22 protein-coding genes are annotated in these 17875 nt (G+C 65.2%); 4 read left to right on the plus strand and 18 right to left on the minus strand.

Translation table 11 applies throughout. The features are described from left to right. A partial coding sequence (locus tag JQC81_RS32800) for a hypothetical protein (RefSeq protein ID WP_210347313.1) occupies nucleotides 1–202 on the minus strand: 202 nt, incomplete at its 3' end. A 751-nt stretch (nucleotides 203–953) separates the two neighbouring features. On the opposite strand from JQC81_RS32800, the gene JQC81_RS29150 reads away from it, so the two are divergent. Both JQC81_RS29150 and JQC81_RS29155 read left to right on the plus strand, forming a co-directional pair. After that, on the plus strand, nucleotides 954–1145 hold the full coding sequence (locus tag JQC81_RS29150) for a type II toxin-antitoxin system ParD family antitoxin (protein ID WP_203275280.1): 192 nt from the start codon (nucleotides 954–956) through the stop codon (nucleotides 1143–1145). A 7-nt stretch (nucleotides 1146–1152) separates the two neighbouring features. After that, nucleotides 1153–3393, plus strand: coding sequence for a PAS domain-containing sensor histidine kinase (locus JQC81_RS29155; protein ID WP_203275281.1), 2241 nt, complete (start codon nucleotides 1153–1155; stop codon nucleotides 3391–3393). Between the two features lie 294 nt (nucleotides 3394–3687). Here JQC81_RS29155 and JQC81_RS29160 read toward each other — a convergent pair whose 3' ends face one another. The 15 genes from JQC81_RS29160 to JQC81_RS29230 form a co-directional block, all read right to left on the minus strand. Next, nucleotides 3688–4239, minus strand: coding sequence for a Spy/CpxP family protein refolding chaperone (locus tag JQC81_RS29160; RefSeq protein ID WP_203275282.1), 552 nt, complete (start codon nucleotides 4237–4239; stop codon nucleotides 3688–3690). A gap of 28 nt (nucleotides 4240–4267) precedes the next feature. Beyond that, nucleotides 4268–4750, minus strand: coding sequence for a DUF411 domain-containing protein (locus JQC81_RS29165; protein ID WP_203275283.1), 483 nt, complete (start codon nucleotides 4748–4750; stop codon nucleotides 4268–4270). A gap of 23 nt (nucleotides 4751–4773) precedes the next feature. Continuing rightward, complete coding sequence (gene dmeF / locus JQC81_RS29170; RefSeq protein ID WP_203275284.1) at nucleotides 4774–5781, minus strand: CDF family Co(II)/Ni(II) efflux transporter DmeF; 1008 nt, start codon at nucleotides 5779–5781, stop codon at nucleotides 4774–4776. A 115-nt stretch (nucleotides 5782–5896) separates the two neighbouring features. Beyond that, complete coding sequence (gene copM, locus JQC81_RS29175; protein WP_203275285.1) at nucleotides 5897–6334, minus strand: CopM family metallochaperone; 438 nt, start codon at nucleotides 6332–6334, stop codon at nucleotides 5897–5899. Between the two features lie 27 nt (nucleotides 6335–6361). Further along, complete coding sequence (locus JQC81_RS29180; protein ID WP_203275286.1) at nucleotides 6362–6736, minus strand: hypothetical protein; 375 nt, start codon at nucleotides 6734–6736, stop codon at nucleotides 6362–6364. A gap of 23 nt (nucleotides 6737–6759) precedes the next feature. Further along, a complete protein-coding gene (locus JQC81_RS29185) occupies nucleotides 6760–9885 on the minus strand; it encodes an efflux RND transporter permease subunit (protein WP_203275287.1) in 3126 nt (1041 codons plus the stop codon). 7 nt (nucleotides 9886–9892) lie between these two features. After that, nucleotides 9893–11611, minus strand: a complete 1719-nt coding sequence (locus JQC81_RS29190; RefSeq protein ID WP_203275288.1) for an efflux RND transporter periplasmic adaptor subunit — start codon at nucleotides 11609–11611, stop codon at nucleotides 9893–9895. Nucleotides 11612–11674: 63 nt separating this feature from the next. After that, nucleotides 11675–12130 (minus strand): hypothetical protein, encoded by a 456-nt coding sequence (locus JQC81_RS29195; protein WP_203275289.1) that lies wholly within the window; start codon nucleotides 12128–12130, stop codon nucleotides 11675–11677. Between the two features lie 136 nt (nucleotides 12131–12266). Beyond that, nucleotides 12267–12752: a cupredoxin domain-containing protein gene (locus tag JQC81_RS29200; RefSeq protein WP_203275290.1), complete on the minus strand. Its 486-nt coding sequence runs from the start codon at nucleotides 12750–12752 to the stop codon at nucleotides 12267–12269. Nucleotides 12753–12763: 11 nt separating this feature from the next. Further along, the gene (locus JQC81_RS29205) at nucleotides 12764–13261 is read right to left on the minus strand and encodes a DUF4396 domain-containing protein (RefSeq protein ID WP_203275291.1); all 498 of its coding nucleotides are present in this window, start codon (nucleotides 13259–13261) and stop codon (nucleotides 12764–12766) included. Nucleotides 13262–13271: 10 nt separating this feature from the next. Next, nucleotides 13272–13502 (minus strand): heavy-metal-associated domain-containing protein, encoded by a 231-nt coding sequence (locus JQC81_RS29210; protein WP_203275292.1) that lies wholly within the window; start codon nucleotides 13500–13502, stop codon nucleotides 13272–13274. Nucleotides 13503–13563: 61 nt separating this feature from the next. Further along, nucleotides 13564–13830, minus strand: a complete 267-nt coding sequence (locus JQC81_RS29215; RefSeq protein ID WP_203275293.1) for a heavy-metal-associated domain-containing protein — start codon at nucleotides 13828–13830, stop codon at nucleotides 13564–13566. 155 nt (nucleotides 13831–13985) lie between these two features. Further along, complete coding sequence (locus JQC81_RS29220) at nucleotides 13986–14129, minus strand: hypothetical protein (RefSeq protein ID WP_203275294.1); 144 nt, start codon at nucleotides 14127–14129, stop codon at nucleotides 13986–13988. Nucleotides 14130–14153: 24 nt separating this feature from the next. Further along, a complete protein-coding gene (locus JQC81_RS29225) occupies nucleotides 14154–14411 on the minus strand; it encodes a Rossmann-fold NAD(P)-binding domain-containing protein (protein ID WP_203275295.1) in 258 nt (85 codons plus the stop codon). Nucleotides 14412–14419: 8 nt separating this feature from the next. Continuing rightward, on the minus strand, nucleotides 14420–14617 hold the full coding sequence (locus tag JQC81_RS29230) for a Rossmann-fold NAD(P)-binding domain-containing protein (RefSeq protein ID WP_203275296.1): 198 nt from the start codon (nucleotides 14615–14617) through the stop codon (nucleotides 14420–14422). Between the two features lie 598 nt (nucleotides 14618–15215). Between JQC81_RS29230 and JQC81_RS29235 the strand changes: the two genes are divergently transcribed. Next, complete coding sequence (locus tag JQC81_RS29235; RefSeq protein WP_203275297.1) at nucleotides 15216–15422, plus strand: hypothetical protein; 207 nt, start codon at nucleotides 15216–15218, stop codon at nucleotides 15420–15422. 51 nt (nucleotides 15423–15473) lie between these two features. Here JQC81_RS29235 and JQC81_RS29240 read toward each other — a convergent pair whose 3' ends face one another. Further along, nucleotides 15474–16403: an ornithine cyclodeaminase family protein gene (locus JQC81_RS29240; RefSeq protein ID WP_203275298.1), complete on the minus strand. Its 930-nt coding sequence runs from the start codon at nucleotides 16401–16403 to the stop codon at nucleotides 15474–15476. A gap of 22 nt (nucleotides 16404–16425) precedes the next feature. Beyond that, the gene (locus tag JQC81_RS29245) at nucleotides 16426–17571 is read right to left on the minus strand and encodes a DSD1 family PLP-dependent enzyme (protein ID WP_203275299.1); all 1146 of its coding nucleotides are present in this window, start codon (nucleotides 17569–17571) and stop codon (nucleotides 16426–16428) included. Nucleotides 17572–17670: 99 nt separating this feature from the next. Here JQC81_RS29245 and JQC81_RS29250 point away from each other — a divergent pair. Next, nucleotides 17671–17875 (plus strand): LysR family transcriptional regulator (locus JQC81_RS29250; protein WP_203275300.1); only part of this gene is annotated, 205 nt, incomplete at its 3' end.

Below are 17875 nucleotides of genomic sequence, written 5' to 3' on the forward strand. Positions count from 1 at the left end.
CGTGCGCGAACTGGTCGCGTTCGGCCGTGACTGTCTGGATCTGCTGATGAAGCCGCGCAATTTCAGCTTGAGCAGATTGTTCTTCGGTCCCGGAGAACAGCACCGAGTAGGCAAGCAGCCCCGAGCCGATGACGGTTGCAGCTAAGAGGCCTTTCCCAACAACCTCGAATGGTAAGCCTGCCCGACTTCTCGCATCACCCATGATCGTACCTACGATAGAACAACTGGACCGGTTGAGCACTCATGCGCCTATGACAGATCCGGAATGGGTCCGAGATGTGACGCGAATGGGGCTGGTTCGGACCAGCCATCCGAATGCTTAACTAAACGTAATCACCGACAGCCGATGATCGTGGTGAGGCGCTTTGGGGCATATCTGCGGGCTCGGGCACTTGAAACGTGCCGAAGTATACCTGCCGGTGATCCATGACCGGGTTCATGGCCAGCTTTGGGGATGGAGGGCGATAGCTAGAGTTTTTGACTGTGATCCCTGGATGTCATCCGCCCTATGACAAATATGGTGAGTGGCCACTGTACGGGGGTGTCACTCCTGATAACAAGCACTTATCAGAAGTGAGCCTTCTGCGTCTGGGTTGCTCCCAGTAAGCGAAGTCTAGTACCGCTGCCGTCAGCCAGCGCAATGCCGTTAAGAGGTTGATAAGCGGTCAAGCGCTGTTGAGGACACCGCGTCAGTGTGTTGTCCGATTTTCCCTTTAACATCTCTGACGTCAGGTCACCGCGGGAAAGCGGACCTTCATTCCACCCACCTGAATTTCCGAGTTTGACCCTGAGCGGACTATTGCGTGGCGCTGCATTCCCTAAGGCCCGTTCCGCGAAATTATTCTCTCGCCACTGATCACACATCGTGATTTATATCCGCGGGCCGCTCGAGCTTGGAACGAAGAGCTGTGTCAAACGTTGTGACACCTCTGCCCCTCCTTCGCACCTCATCCATGGCAATCCGTAAAACACGCAACGTCTCGCTCACTCCCGAGCTGGAGTCCCTTGTCGACAGCAAGGTCGCTTCAGGTCGATACCGCAGCGCAAGTGAGGTGGTTCGCGCCGCCCTCCGCCTGCTCGACGAGAGGGAACGCCTGCTTGGCTCAACCTCTAAAAACACTCTGGATCCCCCCAGTGCTGGTTAAGCGTCCTATGGACGCTGCCCCGGCTGTTCCGGCGTTCCTCCAAGGCGGCGGCGGGATGGGCGCCCGCATGCGTGCTCACGATTGGACGGTCTCCCCGCTCGGCGATCCCCAGATCTGGCCCCAGTCCCTGCGCGCCCTCGTACGCGTGATGCTGAATGCTCAGCAGCCCATGTTCATTGCCTGGGGGCCTGAACTCGCCTTTCTCTACAACGATGCCTATGCGCCGATCTTCGGAGCCAAGCACCCGGATGCGCTGGGCCGTCCCTTCGCCGAGGTCTGGTCCGACATCTGGAGCCAGATAAAGCCCCTGGTCGATAACACGCTGGCAGGGAGGCCAAGCTGGCATGAGGATCTCCTGATCCCCATGCAACGGCATGGCTATCTGGAGGACGCCTGGTTCAGCTTCTCCTATACGCCTGCTTGGGACGAGAATGACCGGATCGCCGGTATGTTCTGTGCCGCGACAGAGACCACTGAGAAAGTGCTGGCGGAGCGCAGGAACGTTGCGGAACGCCAGCTGCTGCAGCAGATGTTTGAGCAGGCCCCGGGTATTATGGTCATGCTGCGCGGCCGAGACCACATCTTCGAGCTGGCCAACCATGCCTACCTGCAGCTTGTCGGGCATCGGGATCTGATCGGCAAGACAGTGCGCGAGGTCCTGCCCGAGCTTGAGGGCCAAGGCTTCTTCGAGCTCTTGGATAACGTCCACAGAACCGGGGAGCCCTTCGTTGGACGGGGTGTGCCTGTTCGCGTTCAGCGGGAGCCTGGGGGCCCTTTGCAGGAGCGCTTCGTCGACTTCATCTACCAGCCGATCAAGAATGCCGATGGGCGGGTCACCGGCATCTTCGTCGAGGGTTATGACATCACGGATGCCAAGCAGTCCGTGGAGGCGCTCCGCGCCAGCGAGGAGTTCAACCGCCGCATCCTGGACAGTTCCAGCGACTGCATCAAGGTGCTCGATAGTGACGCCCGGCTTCAGTTCATGAGCCAAGGCGGCATGCAGGTGATGGAGGTCGACGACTTTGGTGTTATCCAGGGTTGCGACTGGCGCTCCTTCTGGTCAGGTCCGGAGCATGAGAAGGCCCGGCAAGCCGTGGAGATCGCTCTGGCGGGCGGTACAGCTCGTTTTCAGGGGCCGACGCCGACGGCTAAGGGAACGCCTAAATGGTGGGACGTGGCGGTGACCCCGATCAGGGGAGCGGACGGGGAAGTCGAAAAGCTCCTCTCGGTCTCGCGCGACATCACTGCGGCCAAAGAAGCTGAGGAAGCCCTGCGGCAAAGCCAGCGGCGGCTGAACGCGGTGCTGAACAACGCCTCCGTGTCCATCTTCCTCATGGATGACCAACAGCACTGTGTCTACATGAACGCGGCTGCCGAGAAGCTTACGGGCTACACGCTTGCAGAGGTGACGGGGCGCCCCTTACACGATGTAATCCATCATACCCATCCTGACGGCAGCCACTTCCCCCTTGAAGATTGCCCCATCGACCGGGCGTTCCCGGAGGAGCACCAGGTCCAGGGCGAGGAGGTCTTCGTCCACAAGGACGGTAGTTTCTATCCGGTTGCCTTCACGGCAAGCCCGATCCACAATGAGGAAGCCAAGGCTATCGGTACCATCATCGAGGTGCGTGACATCAGCGCTGAAAAGAAGGCCCAGGAGCACCAGCGCCTTCTCATCAACGAGCTGAACCATCGGGTGAAGAATACCCTGGCGACGGTGCAGTCGATCACCTCACAGACACTCCGCAATGCGGCAACAGCCCAGAGCGCCAAGGATGCTCTTGAAGGACGCCTGCTGGCGCTTTCACGAACGCACGATGTGCTCACTCGGGAGAACTGGGAAAGCGCGGAGCTGCGCGAGATCGTAGCGCAGGCGGTAGAGCCCTACAGGGGCCAAGGCGAGGATCGTTTCCACCTGGAGGGGACCTGGGTTCGCCTTCCGCCCCGGATGGCGCTGGCGCTCGCTATGGCGCTCCAGGAGCTTGCCACCAATGCAGTGAAGTATGGGGCTCTTTCCAACGCCACAGGCACGATCAGGATCACCTGGAGGATCGATGGTCTCCAATCTCCTGCCCGCCTTCACCTGCGATGGGAAGAGAGCGGAGGACCAGCGGTGGTGGCGCCCACCCGCCGAGGGTTCGGCACCCGCCTGATCGAGCGCAGCCTGGCCCAAGATCTCGACGGTGAAGTGCAGATCGAGTTTGCCCCGACCGGCGTCGTCTGCACGGTGAACGCTCTGATTGCATGAACCATGATTTCCACATAAGGCAGAAGGGCTAGGCGCGTAGCGTAGCCCAAAACTGTTCCATGAACGGCATTCCGCGAAATCCGCAGAGCCGGAAGGTCGCTTAGGTGGCACGTTCCAGAAATACGCTAAATTTCTGCAAAAGCGCGACGAGCGGACCTTCATTTGGTCCACCCAATGCTACACTTTGACCCCATGCGTACCTTCGTTGCCGATGGGATCGACGCGCGATTGAGAACTCGCCGGACAGTTCTTGATGGTATCTCGGCAAGCATCGCGATGGAGGCGAAAGGGCGATCAGTGGTGGCCCTTGGGGCCATGCCCGTGGCCTGCCGAGACCCCATAGCCACGTAGCTCGCCATACCGGCGCACCTGCTCGGGCGTGAGGATCTCCAGAGTGGAGAGGTGGTAGCGCAAGTGCGCTCCGCGCAGCGCGCCCTGGGTCGCACCAATTTCGGCCGTGGCGGCCTGCAGGCTTGCCGGGGTGACTGCCTTGTTGGCGAACTGCCAGTCGAGGTCCGCCTCCTGCGCGATCAGACGCTCGCCCAGCGGCACCGTCTCCGCCCTCATGGCTGTATGGAGTTCCTGTACCCGGGTGCGCTGCTCCCCAGATAGCCCGAGCTGGTCGCCGAGTTCCAGGACATGGATCGGGCCGGGGTACCCATTGAGCTCCGCTGACAGCGCCAAGCCCATGCCTCGGCCGGCGCGAAGATCGGCGATCTGCTGGTCGGACAGCACCTTGATCTGTCGCGCCTCCATGCCGGCGTAGGGCGAAGGGGAAGCATGCTGGGCTTGGGCGGCGCCAACGGCAACGAGGGTTGCGGCCATCACGATCCATAGGCGGGCCATGGACAATCTCCTTTCGTAAGGACAGGGGTCAGAGCAGGCGCGCGCCCTCGTATCGGGCGAAGGTCTCGCGGACAGACGGCCCGAACAGGACCACCTCGTAGGTTTCCGGCGCCATGCCCTCCATCTCCATGCCCGGCGATCCTGTCGGCATACCGGTCACAGCCAACCCCTTGGCTTTGGGTTTCTCGGAGAGGAGGCGCTTGATCGCGTCGGCCGGCACGTGGCCCTCGATAACATAGCCGGCGATCTCGGCGGTGTGGCAGGAGGCGAGATCATTCGGCACGCCGAGGCGCACCTTCACCCGGTTGATCTCCGACGTTTCGATCACGTCTGCGGAGAAGCCCGCCTGACGCAGATGGTCGACCCAGCCTGTGCAGCAGCCGCAAGTCGGATCCTTGCTGACGACTATTTTGGATAGCCCCTGGGCCTGTAGCGGGCCGGAATGCGCCAGCAGGGCGCTGGCTGCGAGGTTTGTGACGAGACTGCGCCGGGTCATGTGAATGGTGTTCATCGGATCGCCTTTCCGACAGCCGCTCAGGCTGCCTCGCGCTGCGGGTGGTTGGGACAAGGATGGACCTCAACGGTCACGTGGGGCAGCCCTTCAATGCTGGAGAGCCTCTGCTTGTAGACGTCCGGCGGCTGGGGGGCGTCCGACACGACCGAGACAATCAGGCCGGCATGGCCGGGCCCCAAGCGCCAGAGGTGGAGGTCCGTCACGCAGTCCTCCCCGAGCTCAATGCGTTCGCGCACCGAGCGTGCAAGCGCCTGGTCGGGAACCGCGTCGAGGAGGGTGGCGCCGGCTGTGCGGATCAGCCCCCATGACCACAGCGCGATGACGACAGCGCCCACCACACCCATCACGGGATCGAGCCAGCTCCAGCCATAGAAGCGACCGGCAAGCAGCGCCACGATGGCGAGAACTGAGGTCAGGGCGTCGGCGAGAACGTGCAGGTAGGCGGCGCGGATGTTCGTGTCGCCGCTATGATGATGATCGCTGTGCGTATGGCCGTGGTGGTGATCTTCATGGTCATGATCGTGCTTATGGCCGTGGCCATGATGATGACCGTGATTATGGCCGTGATGATGGTCACAGGCCAGCAGCCAGGCGCTGGCGAGGTTCACGGCGAGCCCGATCACCGCAACCGCCGTCGCTTCGCCAAACTGGATCGATACCGGGTTCATCAGGCGCACGAGGCTCTCGTAGCCGATCAGCAGAGCAATGAGCGCCAGGATAATTGAGCTGGAGAACGCCGCGAGCTCGCCAACCTTGCCGGTCCCGAACGAGAAGCGGGGATCGTGGGCGTGCTTGCGGGCGAAGCGATAGGCCAGCGCTGCAATGGCGAGCGCTGCGGCGTGGGTCGACATGTGCCAGCCGTCGGCCACCAGCGCCATGGACCCGAAGATCGTTCCTGCGATGATCTCGGCGACCATCATCGCCGCGGTCAAGCCTACCACCAGCCAGGTTCGCCGCTCGTGCCGGTCGTGGTGCTCGCCAAGGAAGACATGCTCGTGCTGCCAATCGTGCAGGGTATGATGGTGCATCGGATCGCTTTCGTTGCTCCAGACTGAGATGGAGTCTCAACCTGGTGCTGGGGGAGCGGCCCATGGCCGCTCCGGGTTAGGGCGTACACCTTGGCCGACGACCGGCCGTGGGATCCTACTTGCCGTTCTTCTTCAGCCAGTCCTGCATCTCGGCGATCTCCTTCTCCTGATCGTCGATGATCTTCTGGGCCATCTTCTTCGTCTCGGGATCCTTGGCATGCTTGAGGGCGACCTTCGCCATCTCGACGGCGCCCTGGTGGTGCGGGATCATGTGCGTGCGGAAGTCCACGTCCGCGTTGCCTGTGTAGGGCACGTGCATGTTGTGCATCATCTTCATGTCCGCCGCCTTGAAGTCCTTCGTGGATGCCGGATCGTTCGGCGACGGCATCATGGCCTGCATCATCTTCTGCATCGCCGCCGGGTCCATGTGGCCCATGGGCATGGCGCCGGACATCGGCATGCTGCCGTGGCCCTGATGCGAGGTCTGCGCGTAGGCCATGCCGGCCACGGCGGTGATCGCGAGAACGGCGATGGATTTCGTGATGGTCTTCATCGTTTTTCTCCTTGGCGTGAGGGAAGGTCAGTTGTTGACGAAGCGGGCCTGGACGGCGTGACCGTCGGCCATGGTCGCCGAGACGACCACGCGGGCGCCTGATCCAAGCGGCTGGGTCAGGGTGCCGACGAGCCTGTTAGGATCGGCCGGCTGGAGCGGGACGGTCGCCGTCTTGCCGCCATCCTGCACGATGGCGCGGGCGTTCTTCGTGCCTGCGGACGGCAGCGGCTTGTCGTCCGCCTCGGTGAGGAACAGGACGAGCTCGGAGCCCTTGGCGACCATCTCGACGTGGTGGCCGGCGCTGTCGACGACGGGACCGCCGTTCGGGCCCTTGGCCATCTCATGAGCAGCGGCTGCAAGAGGCGAGGCTGCGATGGTAAGCGCGAGGATGAGATGCTTCATGGTGGTTCTCCTTGTGTCGTGGGTCAGAAGGCCTCTGCCGGGGTGAGGCCGCCGGCGTGGCCCTCGCGGCTGGCCTGGATGCGTTCCAGGGGCTTGCGGCCGAAGGTCAGGAACAGCACCGGGGTGAGGAAGGTGTCGATCAGCGTCGCCGAGATCAGCCCGCCAAAGATCGTCACCGCTACCGGATGCAGGATCTCTCGCCCGGGCTCGTCCGCCCCGATCAGGAGCGGGATGAGTGCGAGGCCGGCCGAGAGCGCGGTCATCAGCACCGGGGTCAGCCGCTCCAGGCTGCCACGAATGACCATGTCCTTGCCGAACCGCTCGCCCTCGTAGAGCGCGAGGTTGATGTAGTGCGAGACCTTCAGGATGCCGTTGCGGGCCGAGATGCCGGCGAGCGTGATGAAGCCGATCATCGACGCGACCGAGAGCGGCTGGCCGGCGATGTTGAGGGCGATCACGCTTCCGATGAGCGCCAGCGGGATGTTGCCCATGATGATCAGCGCCAGGGCCGGCGACTGGTAGCGGCTGTAGAGCACCACGAACACCATCGCGAGCGACAGGAGCGACAGCGCCCCGATACGGAGCGTGGCCTCCTCCTGTGCCTGGAAAGTGCCCTCCAGGCGGGTGACGTAGCCCTGCGGCCATTGGGTCTCCGAGGTGATGCGGCGGATGTCGGCAATGATCGCCGCCATGTCGCGCCGGCCGTCGGTGTTGCCGAGAACCGCAATGCGGCGTTGGCCGTTCTCGCGCAGCACCTGGTTCGGCCCGTCCGTCTCCACGACGCTTGCGATCATGCGCAGCGGCACGTGGCCCGTTGGCGTGGCGATGAGCAGGTCGCCGAGGCCCGTGGTGGAGCGGTCCTGGTCGGACAGGCGCATGACCACGTCGAAGCGGCGATTGCCCTCGACGATCTGCGAGACCGTGCGCCCGTTCGACATCGTCTCCAGACCTTGCGTCACCGTCGCCGGCGTCAGGCCGTAGAGGGCAGCCTTCTCGTAATCGACGTCGATGCGCAGTTGCGGGATGCGCACCTGCTTCTCGACCTGGAGGTCGACGAGACCTTCGACGCCCGACAACCGCTCGCGCAACCCTTCCGCCAGGGTGCGCAGGGTGTCGATGTCCTCCCCGTAGATCTTGAGCGCGATCTCGGCACGCACCCCTGAGAGCATGTGATCGAGACGGTGCGAGATCGGCTGGCCCACGTTGAGCGTCGCCGGCAGGACGGCCAAGCGGGCACGGATGTCGCCCATGACCTCCTCCTTCGAGCGCTCCGACCGCTTCAGGTCGACGTCGATCTCGGAGGAGTGCACGCCCTCCGCGTGCTCGTCGAGCTCGGCGCGGCCGGTGCGGCGTCCGACCGAGATCACCTCGGGTACGTCCTTGATCAGGCCTTCGGCCACCAGCCCGAGGCGGTGGCTCTCGGCGAGCGCAATGCCCGGGTTGTAGGCGAGGCTGATGGTGAGCGTGCCTTCGTTGAACGGCGGCAGGAAGGCCCGCGGCAGCAGCGTTGCCCCGTAGGCCGCGAGGCCGACTCCCAGCAGCACGGTCGTGAACAGGACGCCGCGGTGCCCGAAGGCCCAGCGCAGCAGGGCTGCGTTGCCGCGCTTGAGGTGCCGCACCACGAAGCTGTCGTGCTCGTGGCCCTTCACCCGCCCGGAGAGCAGGTAGTAGGCCAGCACCGGCGTCACGGTGATTGAGGTGACGAGCGAGGCCAGGATCGACACGATGTAGGCCACGCCGAGCGGCGCGAAGAGGCGCCCCTCGATGCCCGACAGCGCGAAGAGCGGGATGAACACCAGGATGATGATCATCGTGGCATAGACGATGCCGGAGCGGACCTCCTGGCTTGCGGCGGCGATCACCTCCAGCACGGGCCGCGGGTCAGGCAGTTCCCGGTTCTCCTTGAGCCGGCGCAGGATGTTCTCGACGTCGACCACGGCGTCGTCGACGAGCTCGCCGATGGCGATAGCCAGGCCGCCCAGCGTCATGGTGTTGATGGTGAGCCCGAAGGCGTTGAACACGAGCACGGTCACCAGGATCGAGATCGGGATCGCGGTCAACGAGATCACGGTCGCCCGCACGTTCATCAGGAACAGGATCAGGATCACGGCGACGACGGCGGCGGCCTCCAGCAGCACCCGCTTCACGTTGTCGACAGAGGTCTCGATGAAGGTGGCTTGCCGGAACTGAAGGTTCGTAGCCGACACGCCCTGCGGCAGGGTCTTCTGGATCTCGGCCAGCGCGGCTTCGATCTTGCCGGTGAGGTCGACCGTGTCGGCGCCAGGCTGCTTCTGGATCGAGACGATCACCGCGGGCTTGCCCTGAAAGCCGGCGTCGCCGCGCTTCACCCGCGGAGCGAAGTCGACGTGCGCTACCTGGTGCAGGAAGACCGGCTGACCCTGCTTGTGGACCACCACCGTGTTGCGCAGGTCCTCCAGGCGCTTGGTGACGCCCACATTGCGGATCAGGTACTCGCGCCCGTGCTGGTCGACGAAGCCGCCGCCGGTGTTGGTGCCGAAGCGGGTGACGGCGGCCTCGATCTGCTCGTGCGTGACGTCGAGTGCCTGGAGGGCCGCGATGTTGGGCACGATGCGGTACTGCCGGACCTCGCCGCCGATGGGGATGACCTGGGCCACGCCCGCGATGGTGAGGAGCTGCGGCCGGATGATGAAGTCGGCGATCTCGCGCACCTCCATCGGCGAGACCGTGTCGCTGGTCACAGCGACCAGCATGATCTCGCCCATGATCGACGTGACCGGTCCCATCTGTGGGGTGACGCCGGTCGGGAGCTGCTCGCCGACGAGCGCCAGGCGCTCGGCGACGAGCTGGCGCGAGCGGTAGATGTCGGTGCCCCAGTCGAACTCCACATAGACGATGGACAGGCCGACGCCGGACACCGAGCGCACCCGGGTCACGCCCGGCATGCCGTTCATCGCGGTCTCCAGCGGGTAGGTGACGAGCTGCTCCACCTCCTGCGGCGCGAGGCCCTCGGCTTCGGTCATCAGGGTGACGGTGGGCCGGTTGAGATCCGGGAACACGTCGACCGGCACCCGCGGCAGGATCCACGAGCCGTAGGCGACGAGGACGAGCGCCGCCGCGATGACGAAGAGGCGGTTCTTGAGGCTGCTGCTGACGAGGAAGTTGAACATCGCCGCCTCACCGGATCTGGTTGATGAGTTCGGAGCCGCGGATCACGATCCGCTCGCCCTCGGCAAGGCCGGCCCGGATGACGACCCGGGTGGCGTCGAAGGGCTCCGTCCGCACCGGCCGTGCCTCGAAGCGCTCGGGATCCGTGTGGCGCCAGACCACCGCTTCGCCGTTGGCGCCGCGCACGACGGCGTCCCGGGGCATGATGATGTCCCTGACGGAGGCTCCGTTCTGCGCAAAGACTGTCACCGGCGAGCCGACCGACAGGTTGCCGGGCGGGTTCTCGACGGCGAACTGAACCACGGTGGCCTGCTGCTGGAGCGCCTTGCTGAAGCCCTGGAACGTGAGCTTCAAGGGCGTGCCATCGGCGGCCGTGGCGCTGGCGCCGGTGACCTTGGCGGGATCGATCTCGCCATAGGCGAGCGCCTCGACCCAGAGGCCCTTCGGGTCGACGATTTGGAAGACGATGTCTTGGGAGGCGACAACCTGGCCGGGTACCACCCGTGCGGCGGCGATGGCGCCGTCGATGGGTGCCCGCAGGACCTCGGCCTCGATCCGGGTCTGGCGCACGATCTCACGCCGACGGCGCAGCCCCTCCAGCTCGATCTCGGCGTCGGTGACCTGGCTCGGCGGCGCGACGCCGCGATCCGAAAGCTGGCGCACGCGCTTGAGCTTGGTCTCGGCGACCGCGATCTCCTGCTCGATCTCGCCGACGCGCTCGGACAGCGTGGTGCGGTCGGCCTGGGGCACCGCCTGCTCGACCAGGGCCAGCACGTCGCCCTTCCGGACCGCCTGCCCGATGCGGGGTAGGCCCTTCTCGGGAGCGATGATGCGCCCTCCGTTGATGCTCTGCACGAGGCCGGAGCGGTTGGGGTCGGCGATGATGCGCCCGATCAGGCTCACGGCCTTCTGCGCCTCCTCCGGCTTCGTCAGGGTCGTGCGCACGTTGAGCAGGCGCTGGCTCGGCTTGGGCACGAACACCGTGCCGTCCGGCAGGCGGCGCGGGGTGTCACCGGCGGGGAGAGCGGCCTTGGCGGCATCAGCACCATGGTCATGCCCCTCATGGGCGAAGGCATAGGCGGTCGAAACAGCGAGCAGGACGAGCGCCAGGCCGGTCACCGGCACCAGCTTCCTCCGGCTCCGGACCACCAGGCCGAGCAAGAAGCCGAGTGCGAGCGCGACGCCGGCAATGAGATAAGGAGTGGCCACCTCGATGCTGCCGAGCCGCACGGTCGGCGTGTTCTGCAAGGCCTGGAGCGGGGAGCCGCGCGCCGGGGCGGGCGCCGCGGGAACGGCCTTTGCGGGAAGCTGCAGGGTGCCGATCAGCAGGTCGTCCCCGCCTGGCGCCGTGACCGCGAAGATGAGCTCCAGCGGGCCTTCGCCCGCGAACTTGGCCGAGGTCACCGTGTAGGTGCCGTCGGGCGCCGCCTCGGCTTGAACCTCCTCGTCGCCGCCAACGGTCACGGCCATCTTGGCATCGGTCACGGGTTCGTTCGACGCGAACCGGTCCAGGTAGATCCCGAGACTCTCGCCGCGCAGCACCCCGACGAGCTCGTAGGCATCCGACTGCGCGGTGACCCGTGGATTGTTGGTGGTGACCGCCGCCGGTGGCGGGGCGCCGTGGTCGTGCCCCTCATGGGCGACCGCCGCGGCGATAGTGGTCAGAAGGCCCAGGCCGATCAGCATGGCCTGGAGGCGGCGCAGGGCGCCGGTGGAGCGGATAAACATTGGGAGAACCCCGGATCATAAGCACGGCGTCGGGAGCGACGCAGCCTTGGGGCCGGTCGCTGGTTACACGATGCTGAGGGTTCGTGGCGGGCGCTTCAGGTGGCCGGGATCGATGCCGGAGCCGCGCTGGCTGCCTGGTATGAGTGACAGCGCCAAAGTCATCGGGGCGGAGATCGCATCCAGTCCCAACGGGGCCATGGCTATCGGGCAAGCGCTGGCGCAGCAGGCGCCGTCGAGGCCGGCCTTGGACGTCTGGTCGTCGGGTGCACTCTCGTCCGCCGCGGCCTGGGCATGTTGGAGGGCCACTCCTTCGCCGTGATCGTGCGCGGCCTGGTGGACGTGCGCCGCCGCCCCATGCTGGTGCCCGTGCGCCGCGGAGGCTATCGGCTGGCAGTCGGACGCGCCCTGCCCATGCCGGTGCATGCCGGCCAATGCGCCGCTGTGGAGCACGAACGACGTCATGGCCACGAGCATCAGGCTCGTGACGAGGCGCCGGAAGTGGGTCCACAGGGTGTTCAACGATTCGCTCCTGAGATCAGGGTAATGATCTGCCGGGCAGCCGGTTTCCAAACGGTTACCTCTAGGGTCTTTGTGGCCTTTGTGGGCCTCAAGGTCCTGTTATGGCGGATTCGCTCGCCACGGCAAACCATGCCCCTCACTTCACCACCACGGTCCCGACCATGCCCGCCTCGCGGTGGCCGGGGATGAGACAGGCGTACTCGAACGTGCCGGCCTGGGTGAACTGCCAGCGCAGCACGCCGGAAGTCTTCGGGCCGAGGCGCTTGGCGTTCGGATCCTCATGGGCCATGTCCGGATGGTTCGCCATCTCCTCGGCATGCACCCGATTCGCCTCGACGGTGCCGATGACGAGCTCGTGGTCGAGCTCGCCGCCGTTACGCAGGACGAACTGGACCTGCTCGCCCCGGGCGACCTCGATGCGCGCCGGTGTGAAGGCCATGCCGCTGTCGGTCTCCTTCATGACGACCTGAACGACGCGCCCACCCTTGGCGGGATCGCCGGGCCTTCCATAGGCCGCCTCCGCGGCGTGGTCATGGCCAGCATGGCCCGGGTCGGCCCAAGCCACCGAAGTCGGCGCGAGGGCCAATGCTGTGACCGCCAGGATCATTCGAAGAACGCGCATAGTGGCCTCCTTCAGTGATGGGCATGGACGAGGGCATGCCCCCGCCCGCGGGCGATGAGCCAGCGGTTGAGCGGGAAGGCGAACGCGCCGGCGATCACGAGGGCGACCGCAAGGCTGCCCCAGAAGAGCGGGCTCGACAGCGGCGCGTCCATGGCGCCCGGGATCACCAGCATGATGACGTTGTCAACGATCTCCATGAGGGTGATCGAGGCGGTGTCCGAGGCGAAGGCCAGGCCGACCGCGGAACTGAGTGCCATGCCGCTGCGCAGCAGGGGCAGCATCGTGAGGGCGTAGCCAAACAGGAAGGCGAGGGCGACCGCAAGCGCGATGGTGGCGCCCGCGCTCCAGCCCAGGGCCGTTCCGATCACCATGCCGAGCACCTCGCCGATGGCACAGCCCGTGAGGCAGTGGACGGTGGCGCTGAAGGCCACCCGATTGAGGCTCGGAGCAGCGGCCGTGGAGCCATGATGGTCGTGATGGGCATGACGGTGATGAGCATGGGTTTGCATGACGATCTCCTTACCCGAGAGGCTTCAGGACAGGCTCGGCATGAAAGCCGGCCTCGCGCAGGGTTCGCAGAAGTGCGGACTCGTAGTGCCGTGAGACGACCCGAACCGTTCGCGCCATCAGGTCGGCCTCAACGCGAGCGACCTCGTCAATGGCGTGCGGGGCGCTGGTCAGGGCGGCGACACAGCGGTCGCACATCATCTTCGGGATGTGGAAGAGGTTGTCGGCCTGGAAGCGGTGCATGGTCCGGGTCCTTTTTGGTTCAAGCGGCGGGCTCCGGTAGGGACCAGGACCCCGCCTGCGCTCATCCGAGTGCCGGAACGGTCGGGGTGTAGCCGGCGGCGGCAATCAGTGCCTCGACCTTGGCGACGTCTTGCGTGCCCCGGATCGAAACGAGCTTGGTGGCCGGATCCGCCTGCACCTGGGCCCCGAGCAATCCAGCCTCGACGGCCTTAGTGATCGTGCTGGCGCAGTGTCCGCAAGTCATGTCCTCGACCTTGAGGATCACGGCCGTGGGATCGCGCTCCGTGGTGGTGTTCGACTGAGCCTGGTGGGTGCTGCATCCGCACATGGTCTGAACTCCGGTTGGCGTTGACGATGGGCAGACGGTGCACCTTCCCATCATGGGAAGGTCAAGCGCCTTTTAGCAGATCATCGTCGGACCGTAGCGGATACCGGAATTACCCGGGTGAAGTAGTGATCCATGCGCCTTGTCCGCGTCGCCCCTCAGATGATGGCGTCGGACTCGATGATGTGTTTTCCGCACAGGGCGGTGACCGCCGCCTCCAGCAGAACCCCGGCTATGTGCTCGTGCGGCACGATCTGATAGCGGCGTGGTAGAAGCGGCTCGGCCAGTCGCAAGACCCGCATGGCCACGAACTCCGCGGGCCGAAACTAGTCGCGGTCGCCGCCAATCAGGGCAGGGCGCACGATGGTCAGCGACGGGTATCCGACGCCTCCGATTGCCTCTTCCAAGTCGCCTTTGACCCGGTTGTAGAAGAGGCGTGATCCGGGATCGGCTCCTGTTGCGGAGTTCAGGGCAAAAGCTTGCGCGCTGTGCTGTCGGGCGAGCCGCGCGACAGCCAGCGAGTAGTCGTAGTCAACCCGGCGGAATGCCTCTTGCGAGCCCGCCTTGCGGATCGTCGTGCCCAAGGTGCAGATCACCCCATCGATTGCCCACCACGGAGCATCGGCCGGCAGTTGCTCAAATCGACCAGCGGGGTTTCGAGTTTGGGATGGGGCGGCAGTTCGCGCCGGGTCGGGGCGACGATCCGGGCTACGCGCGCATCACTCTGCGCCTGCCGTAGGACTGCCCCGCCGACCAAGCCTGTCGCTCCGACGAGCATCACTGTCGTCATTCCGGTTGCCCTATCTCCGTGACCCTTGCGGATTGTATTTCAATCCCCATATTAGGTTCACCCCAGCGGACATCGTATGTGGACTTCGAAGCGGCGGGCGTCACCGCCAGCGTCGAGGAGACCGTGCACGGACGGATGTACTCCGGTTCGGTCTGTTCCTGCGCTTGCCTGACTATGCGAGCGCCCGTCTGGTAGCCGATCAGCCCAGGCCCGTAGTGCGCGAGGCAGAGATGCGAAGGTATCCTGTCCGTTCGCTCCGGAGCTTGGGCTTTTTCGTTCGAACAATGCCTCCAGCTTGCTGGGTGACCTCAGGCCAGGATGATTGCGAATGGCCACTCCTGGCACATCTGAGGAGTGCGGCGGAGGGCAGCTAACCTAGCCGAAGCAGACGTTCGCGAGCGGTCGGGGATCGGCAGAGAATGACCCCGAGTTGACCTTCGAGACATGCCTTTTCTGCGGGTATGCGCCAGCAATCATGTGGAAGTCTGCGAGGGCTCGACGCCAAACCCATTCTCGTCGGGTTGATCACGGCCGAAGCCCCATCCTGCCGGAACGACGCCTAAATGGCTGCGTTGGTCGGGCAAAGAGGAGACACGACATGTCCCGGGACAAAGCCGAACAGGCGAGCATCGCGGCCAAGGAGACGCGCCAGGCCGCGGATGAACCAACACTTGAACCTTCGTTCGATCCGCTCGTGAACATGACGCACGAGGCCACGAAGGAAGATCGCAATCTTGAAGACCTCGGACCTATGTCCCCCGGCATGGCCGAGAGGATCAGGCGGGAGCGAAGCAACAAGGCCTGATCCTGAAGGTCCGGGCGATCTCCATGGGCGGGTGTCGTCCCGTCCTCGTCGCTATTGCGCGTGCGATGCCCCTCGCTTCGCCAACAGGTGACGGGCGATGTAGAGATCCTGGATCGACAGCCCCGAGCTGTCGAAGACCGTGATCTCGTGGTCCGATCGGCGGCCAGGGCGCCGCCCCGCCAGGACTTCGCCGATGGCAATGAGATCGGCCCCGTCCGGTGCGTGCTGGAACTCGCCGATCACGCGCGATTGACTCGGCAGATCGCAGAACAAGGTCGCGCCGGCGAGAAGCTCAGGTGGCAGCTCCTGCTTGCCCGTTGCATCCGAGCCTATGCTAGCGACATGCGTCCCTGGCCTCACCCACTCTGCCCTGAACAACGGCGCGGTTGCCGAGGTCGCTGTGACGATGATGTCGGCAGCCGAGCAGGCGGCCTCGGCCGAGGCAGGTTCCGCCGCGATGCCCTGTGCCGCAAGCTCGGCAATCATGTCCGTCGCCTGAGCCGGGTTGCGTGCAACAACCAGCACGCGGCGGATCGGGCGGACCTTGGCCACCGCGGTGCATTCGTAGCGAGCCTGATGGCCGGCCCCGAAGATCGCCAGCGTCGCGGCATCCCGGCGCGCCAGCGCTTCCGCCGCCACGGCGTCGGCTGCGGCCGTGCGGTAGGCGTTGAGCGTTCCGGCCTCGATCGCGGCGCCGATGCGGCCCTTCTCCTGATCGAAGAGGAGGATCAACGAGTTGTGCCGTGGCAGGCCAATGTCCAGGTTTCCTGGCCAGTACGAGCCCACCTTCAGCCCGGCCACCTCCCGGGCCGCCGCGGCCTTGACCGTGAAGCGGTTCGCCAGGTTTGAGCCGTGGCCATGCACAACCGGAAAGCTCTTAGTTTGAGCGTCGCAGGCGTCGATGAGCGCCTGCCGCACGGCCTCCCTCGCCATCTCATGAGACGCGAGCGCCGCGGACTCAGTTTCGGATACGAAGAGCATCAGAATGATCCTTCCTGTTGCCTCACCAACCCCGGAACCGGGGCCAGTAAGCCATCGGTTGGGCAGGATCGGCCGGGATAACCTCGTAGCCATCAAATTGCGCGGCCGTGGCGCAGGCATGGTTAGGCAAGATGCGGAGCTCGGTTCCGACCGCGAGGTCGGGAAGGCTGGCACTGCTGCCGGGCCGGAGAGCGATGACGCCGTGTTCCTGGTTCGCGGAGGCGACAACCAGACCGTCGAGCACGCGGCCTTCGATGTCACAGACCAGGCCATAACCCTGGTCCACCGCCTGGTTCGCCGTGCCGCGGTCGCGCGACAGTGCCATCCAGCCGGCATCCACCATGATCCAGCCACGTTCCTTCTGGTGACCGATCACCGTTGTCAGAACTGACAGTGCAATGTCGTCAGGCGTGCAGACGCCTATGCCGGCCATCACAAGATCGAAGAAGGCGTAGACCCCTGCACGGACTTCCGTCACGCCGGACAGGTCCCGGGCGAAATGAGCCGTCGGGGTGGAACCGACGCTCACCACCGGGCACGGCAGCCCGGCAGCCCGCAACGCCCCGGCCGCGGTAACCGCCGCGAGCCGCTCGCGCTCGGCGAAGTCGGCCAGCGCCTCGGCGCCGACCGCGCCATAGCTTTCTCCAGCATGGGTGACGACCCCGCGCAGGGCGGCGCCGCCGTCAGCAAGGATGCGGCCGATGGAGACCACGGCAGGGTCATCGGGACGCAAGCCGGAGCGGTGTCCGTCGGAATCGATTTCGATCAGCACCGGGATGGCATCGCCGGCCTCACGCGAGGCATTGGCCACGGCTGTCGCCTGCTCCGGCGAATCCAGCACGACGGTCAAGTCGCAGCCCATGGCACGCAAAGCCAGCACACGGGGTAGCTTCTGTGGCGCGATGCCGACCGCATACAGGATGTCCTTCACCCCTTCGGCCGCGAAGACTTCGGCCTCCTTGAGGGTTGAGACCGTAGCTGGACCATTCCCGCCAGTCAGCACACGCTTGGCTGCTTCAACGGACTTCACCGTTTTCAGGTGTGGGCGGATGGTGACGCCCAACGGGTCGAGGTGCTGGCGTAAGCGGTCAACGTTCCGCAGCATGCGGCCTTCGTCGAGGATCAGGCTGGGGGTCGACAAAGAGCTGAGAGCATCAGTGGTGGTCATGGTCCGACGGATCCGTGTGCGATGGTGGGGTGCAAGATAACCGGATCGGAGTTCAGGCGCTATTTAACGGAGCTGCAACCTGCATTAAGCTCGATCTTCATGATCACCTCCCAGGATCTTGAGTTCTTCGGCGTCGTCAGTGGCGCTTCGTCCCTGGCCGCGGCGGCGCGAGCGCTGGACGTCACCCCTTCGGCCGTGACCCAGCGGCTGCGACAGTTGGAGCAGCCCTTAGGGGTGCGGCTGCTGGAACGCACCAGCCGCCGTCTGCACCTGACTGCCGAAGGGCAGTTGCTGGCTCAGCGTG

This window comes from Microvirga arabica, assembly GCF_016811235.1.
GTDB lineage: Bacteria > Pseudomonadota > Alphaproteobacteria > Rhizobiales > Beijerinckiaceae > Microvirga > Microvirga arabica.

Bases quoted from the DNA above. Each gene is read 5' to 3' on its own strand.
- JQC81_RS29150 (WP_203275280.1), top strand. From the start codon at position 954: ATGGCAATCCGTAAAACACGCAACGTCTCGCTCACTCCCGAGCTGGAG.
- JQC81_RS29155 (WP_203275281.1), top strand. From the start codon at position 1,153: ATGGACGCTGCCCCGGCTGTTCCGGCGTTCCTCCAAGGCGGCGGCGGG.
- JQC81_RS29160 (WP_203275282.1), bottom strand. From the start codon at position 4,239: ATGGCCCGCCTATGGATCGTGATGGCCGCAACCCTCGTTGCCGTTGGC.
- JQC81_RS29165 (WP_203275283.1), bottom strand. From the start codon at position 4,750: ATGAACACCATTCACATGACCCGGCGCAGTCTCGTCACAAACCTCGCA.
- dmeF (WP_203275284.1), bottom strand. From the start codon at position 5,781: ATGCACCATCATACCCTGCACGATTGGCAGCACGAGCATGTCTTCCTT.
- copM (WP_203275285.1), bottom strand. From the start codon at position 6,334: ATGAAGACCATCACGAAATCCATCGCCGTTCTCGCGATCACCGCCGTG.
- JQC81_RS29180 (WP_203275286.1), bottom strand. From the start codon at position 6,736: ATGAAGCATCTCATCCTCGCGCTTACCATCGCAGCCTCGCCTCTTGCA.
- JQC81_RS29185 (WP_203275287.1), bottom strand. From the start codon at position 9,885: ATGTTCAACTTCCTCGTCAGCAGCAGCCTCAAGAACCGCCTCTTCGTC.
- JQC81_RS29190 (WP_203275288.1), bottom strand. From the start codon at position 11,611: ATGTTTATCCGCTCCACCGGCGCCCTGCGCCGCCTCCAGGCCATGCTG.
- JQC81_RS29200 (WP_203275290.1), bottom strand. From the start codon at position 12,752: ATGCGCGTTCTTCGAATGATCCTGGCGGTCACAGCATTGGCCCTCGCG.
- JQC81_RS29205 (WP_203275291.1), bottom strand. From the start codon at position 13,261: ATGCAAACCCATGCTCATCACCGTCATGCCCATCACGACCATCATGGC.
- JQC81_RS29210 (WP_203275292.1), bottom strand. From the start codon at position 13,502: ATGCACCGCTTCCAGGCCGACAACCTCTTCCACATCCCGAAGATGATG.
- JQC81_RS29215 (WP_203275293.1), bottom strand. From the start codon at position 13,830: ATGTGCGGATGCAGCACCCACCAGGCTCAGTCGAACACCACCACGGAG.
- JQC81_RS29220 (WP_203275294.1), bottom strand. From the start codon at position 14,129: ATGCGGGTCTTGCGACTGGCCGAGCCGCTTCTACCACGCCGCTATCAG.
- JQC81_RS29230 (WP_203275296.1), bottom strand. From the start codon at position 14,617: ATGACGACAGTGATGCTCGTCGGAGCGACAGGCTTGGTCGGCGGGGCA.
- JQC81_RS29235 (WP_203275297.1), top strand. From the start codon at position 15,216: ATGTCCCGGGACAAAGCCGAACAGGCGAGCATCGCGGCCAAGGAGACG.
- JQC81_RS29240 (WP_203275298.1), bottom strand. From the start codon at position 16,403: ATGCTCTTCGTATCCGAAACTGAGTCCGCGGCGCTCGCGTCTCATGAG.
- JQC81_RS29245 (WP_203275299.1), bottom strand. From the start codon at position 17,571: ATGACCACCACTGATGCTCTCAGCTCTTTGTCGACCCCCAGCCTGATC.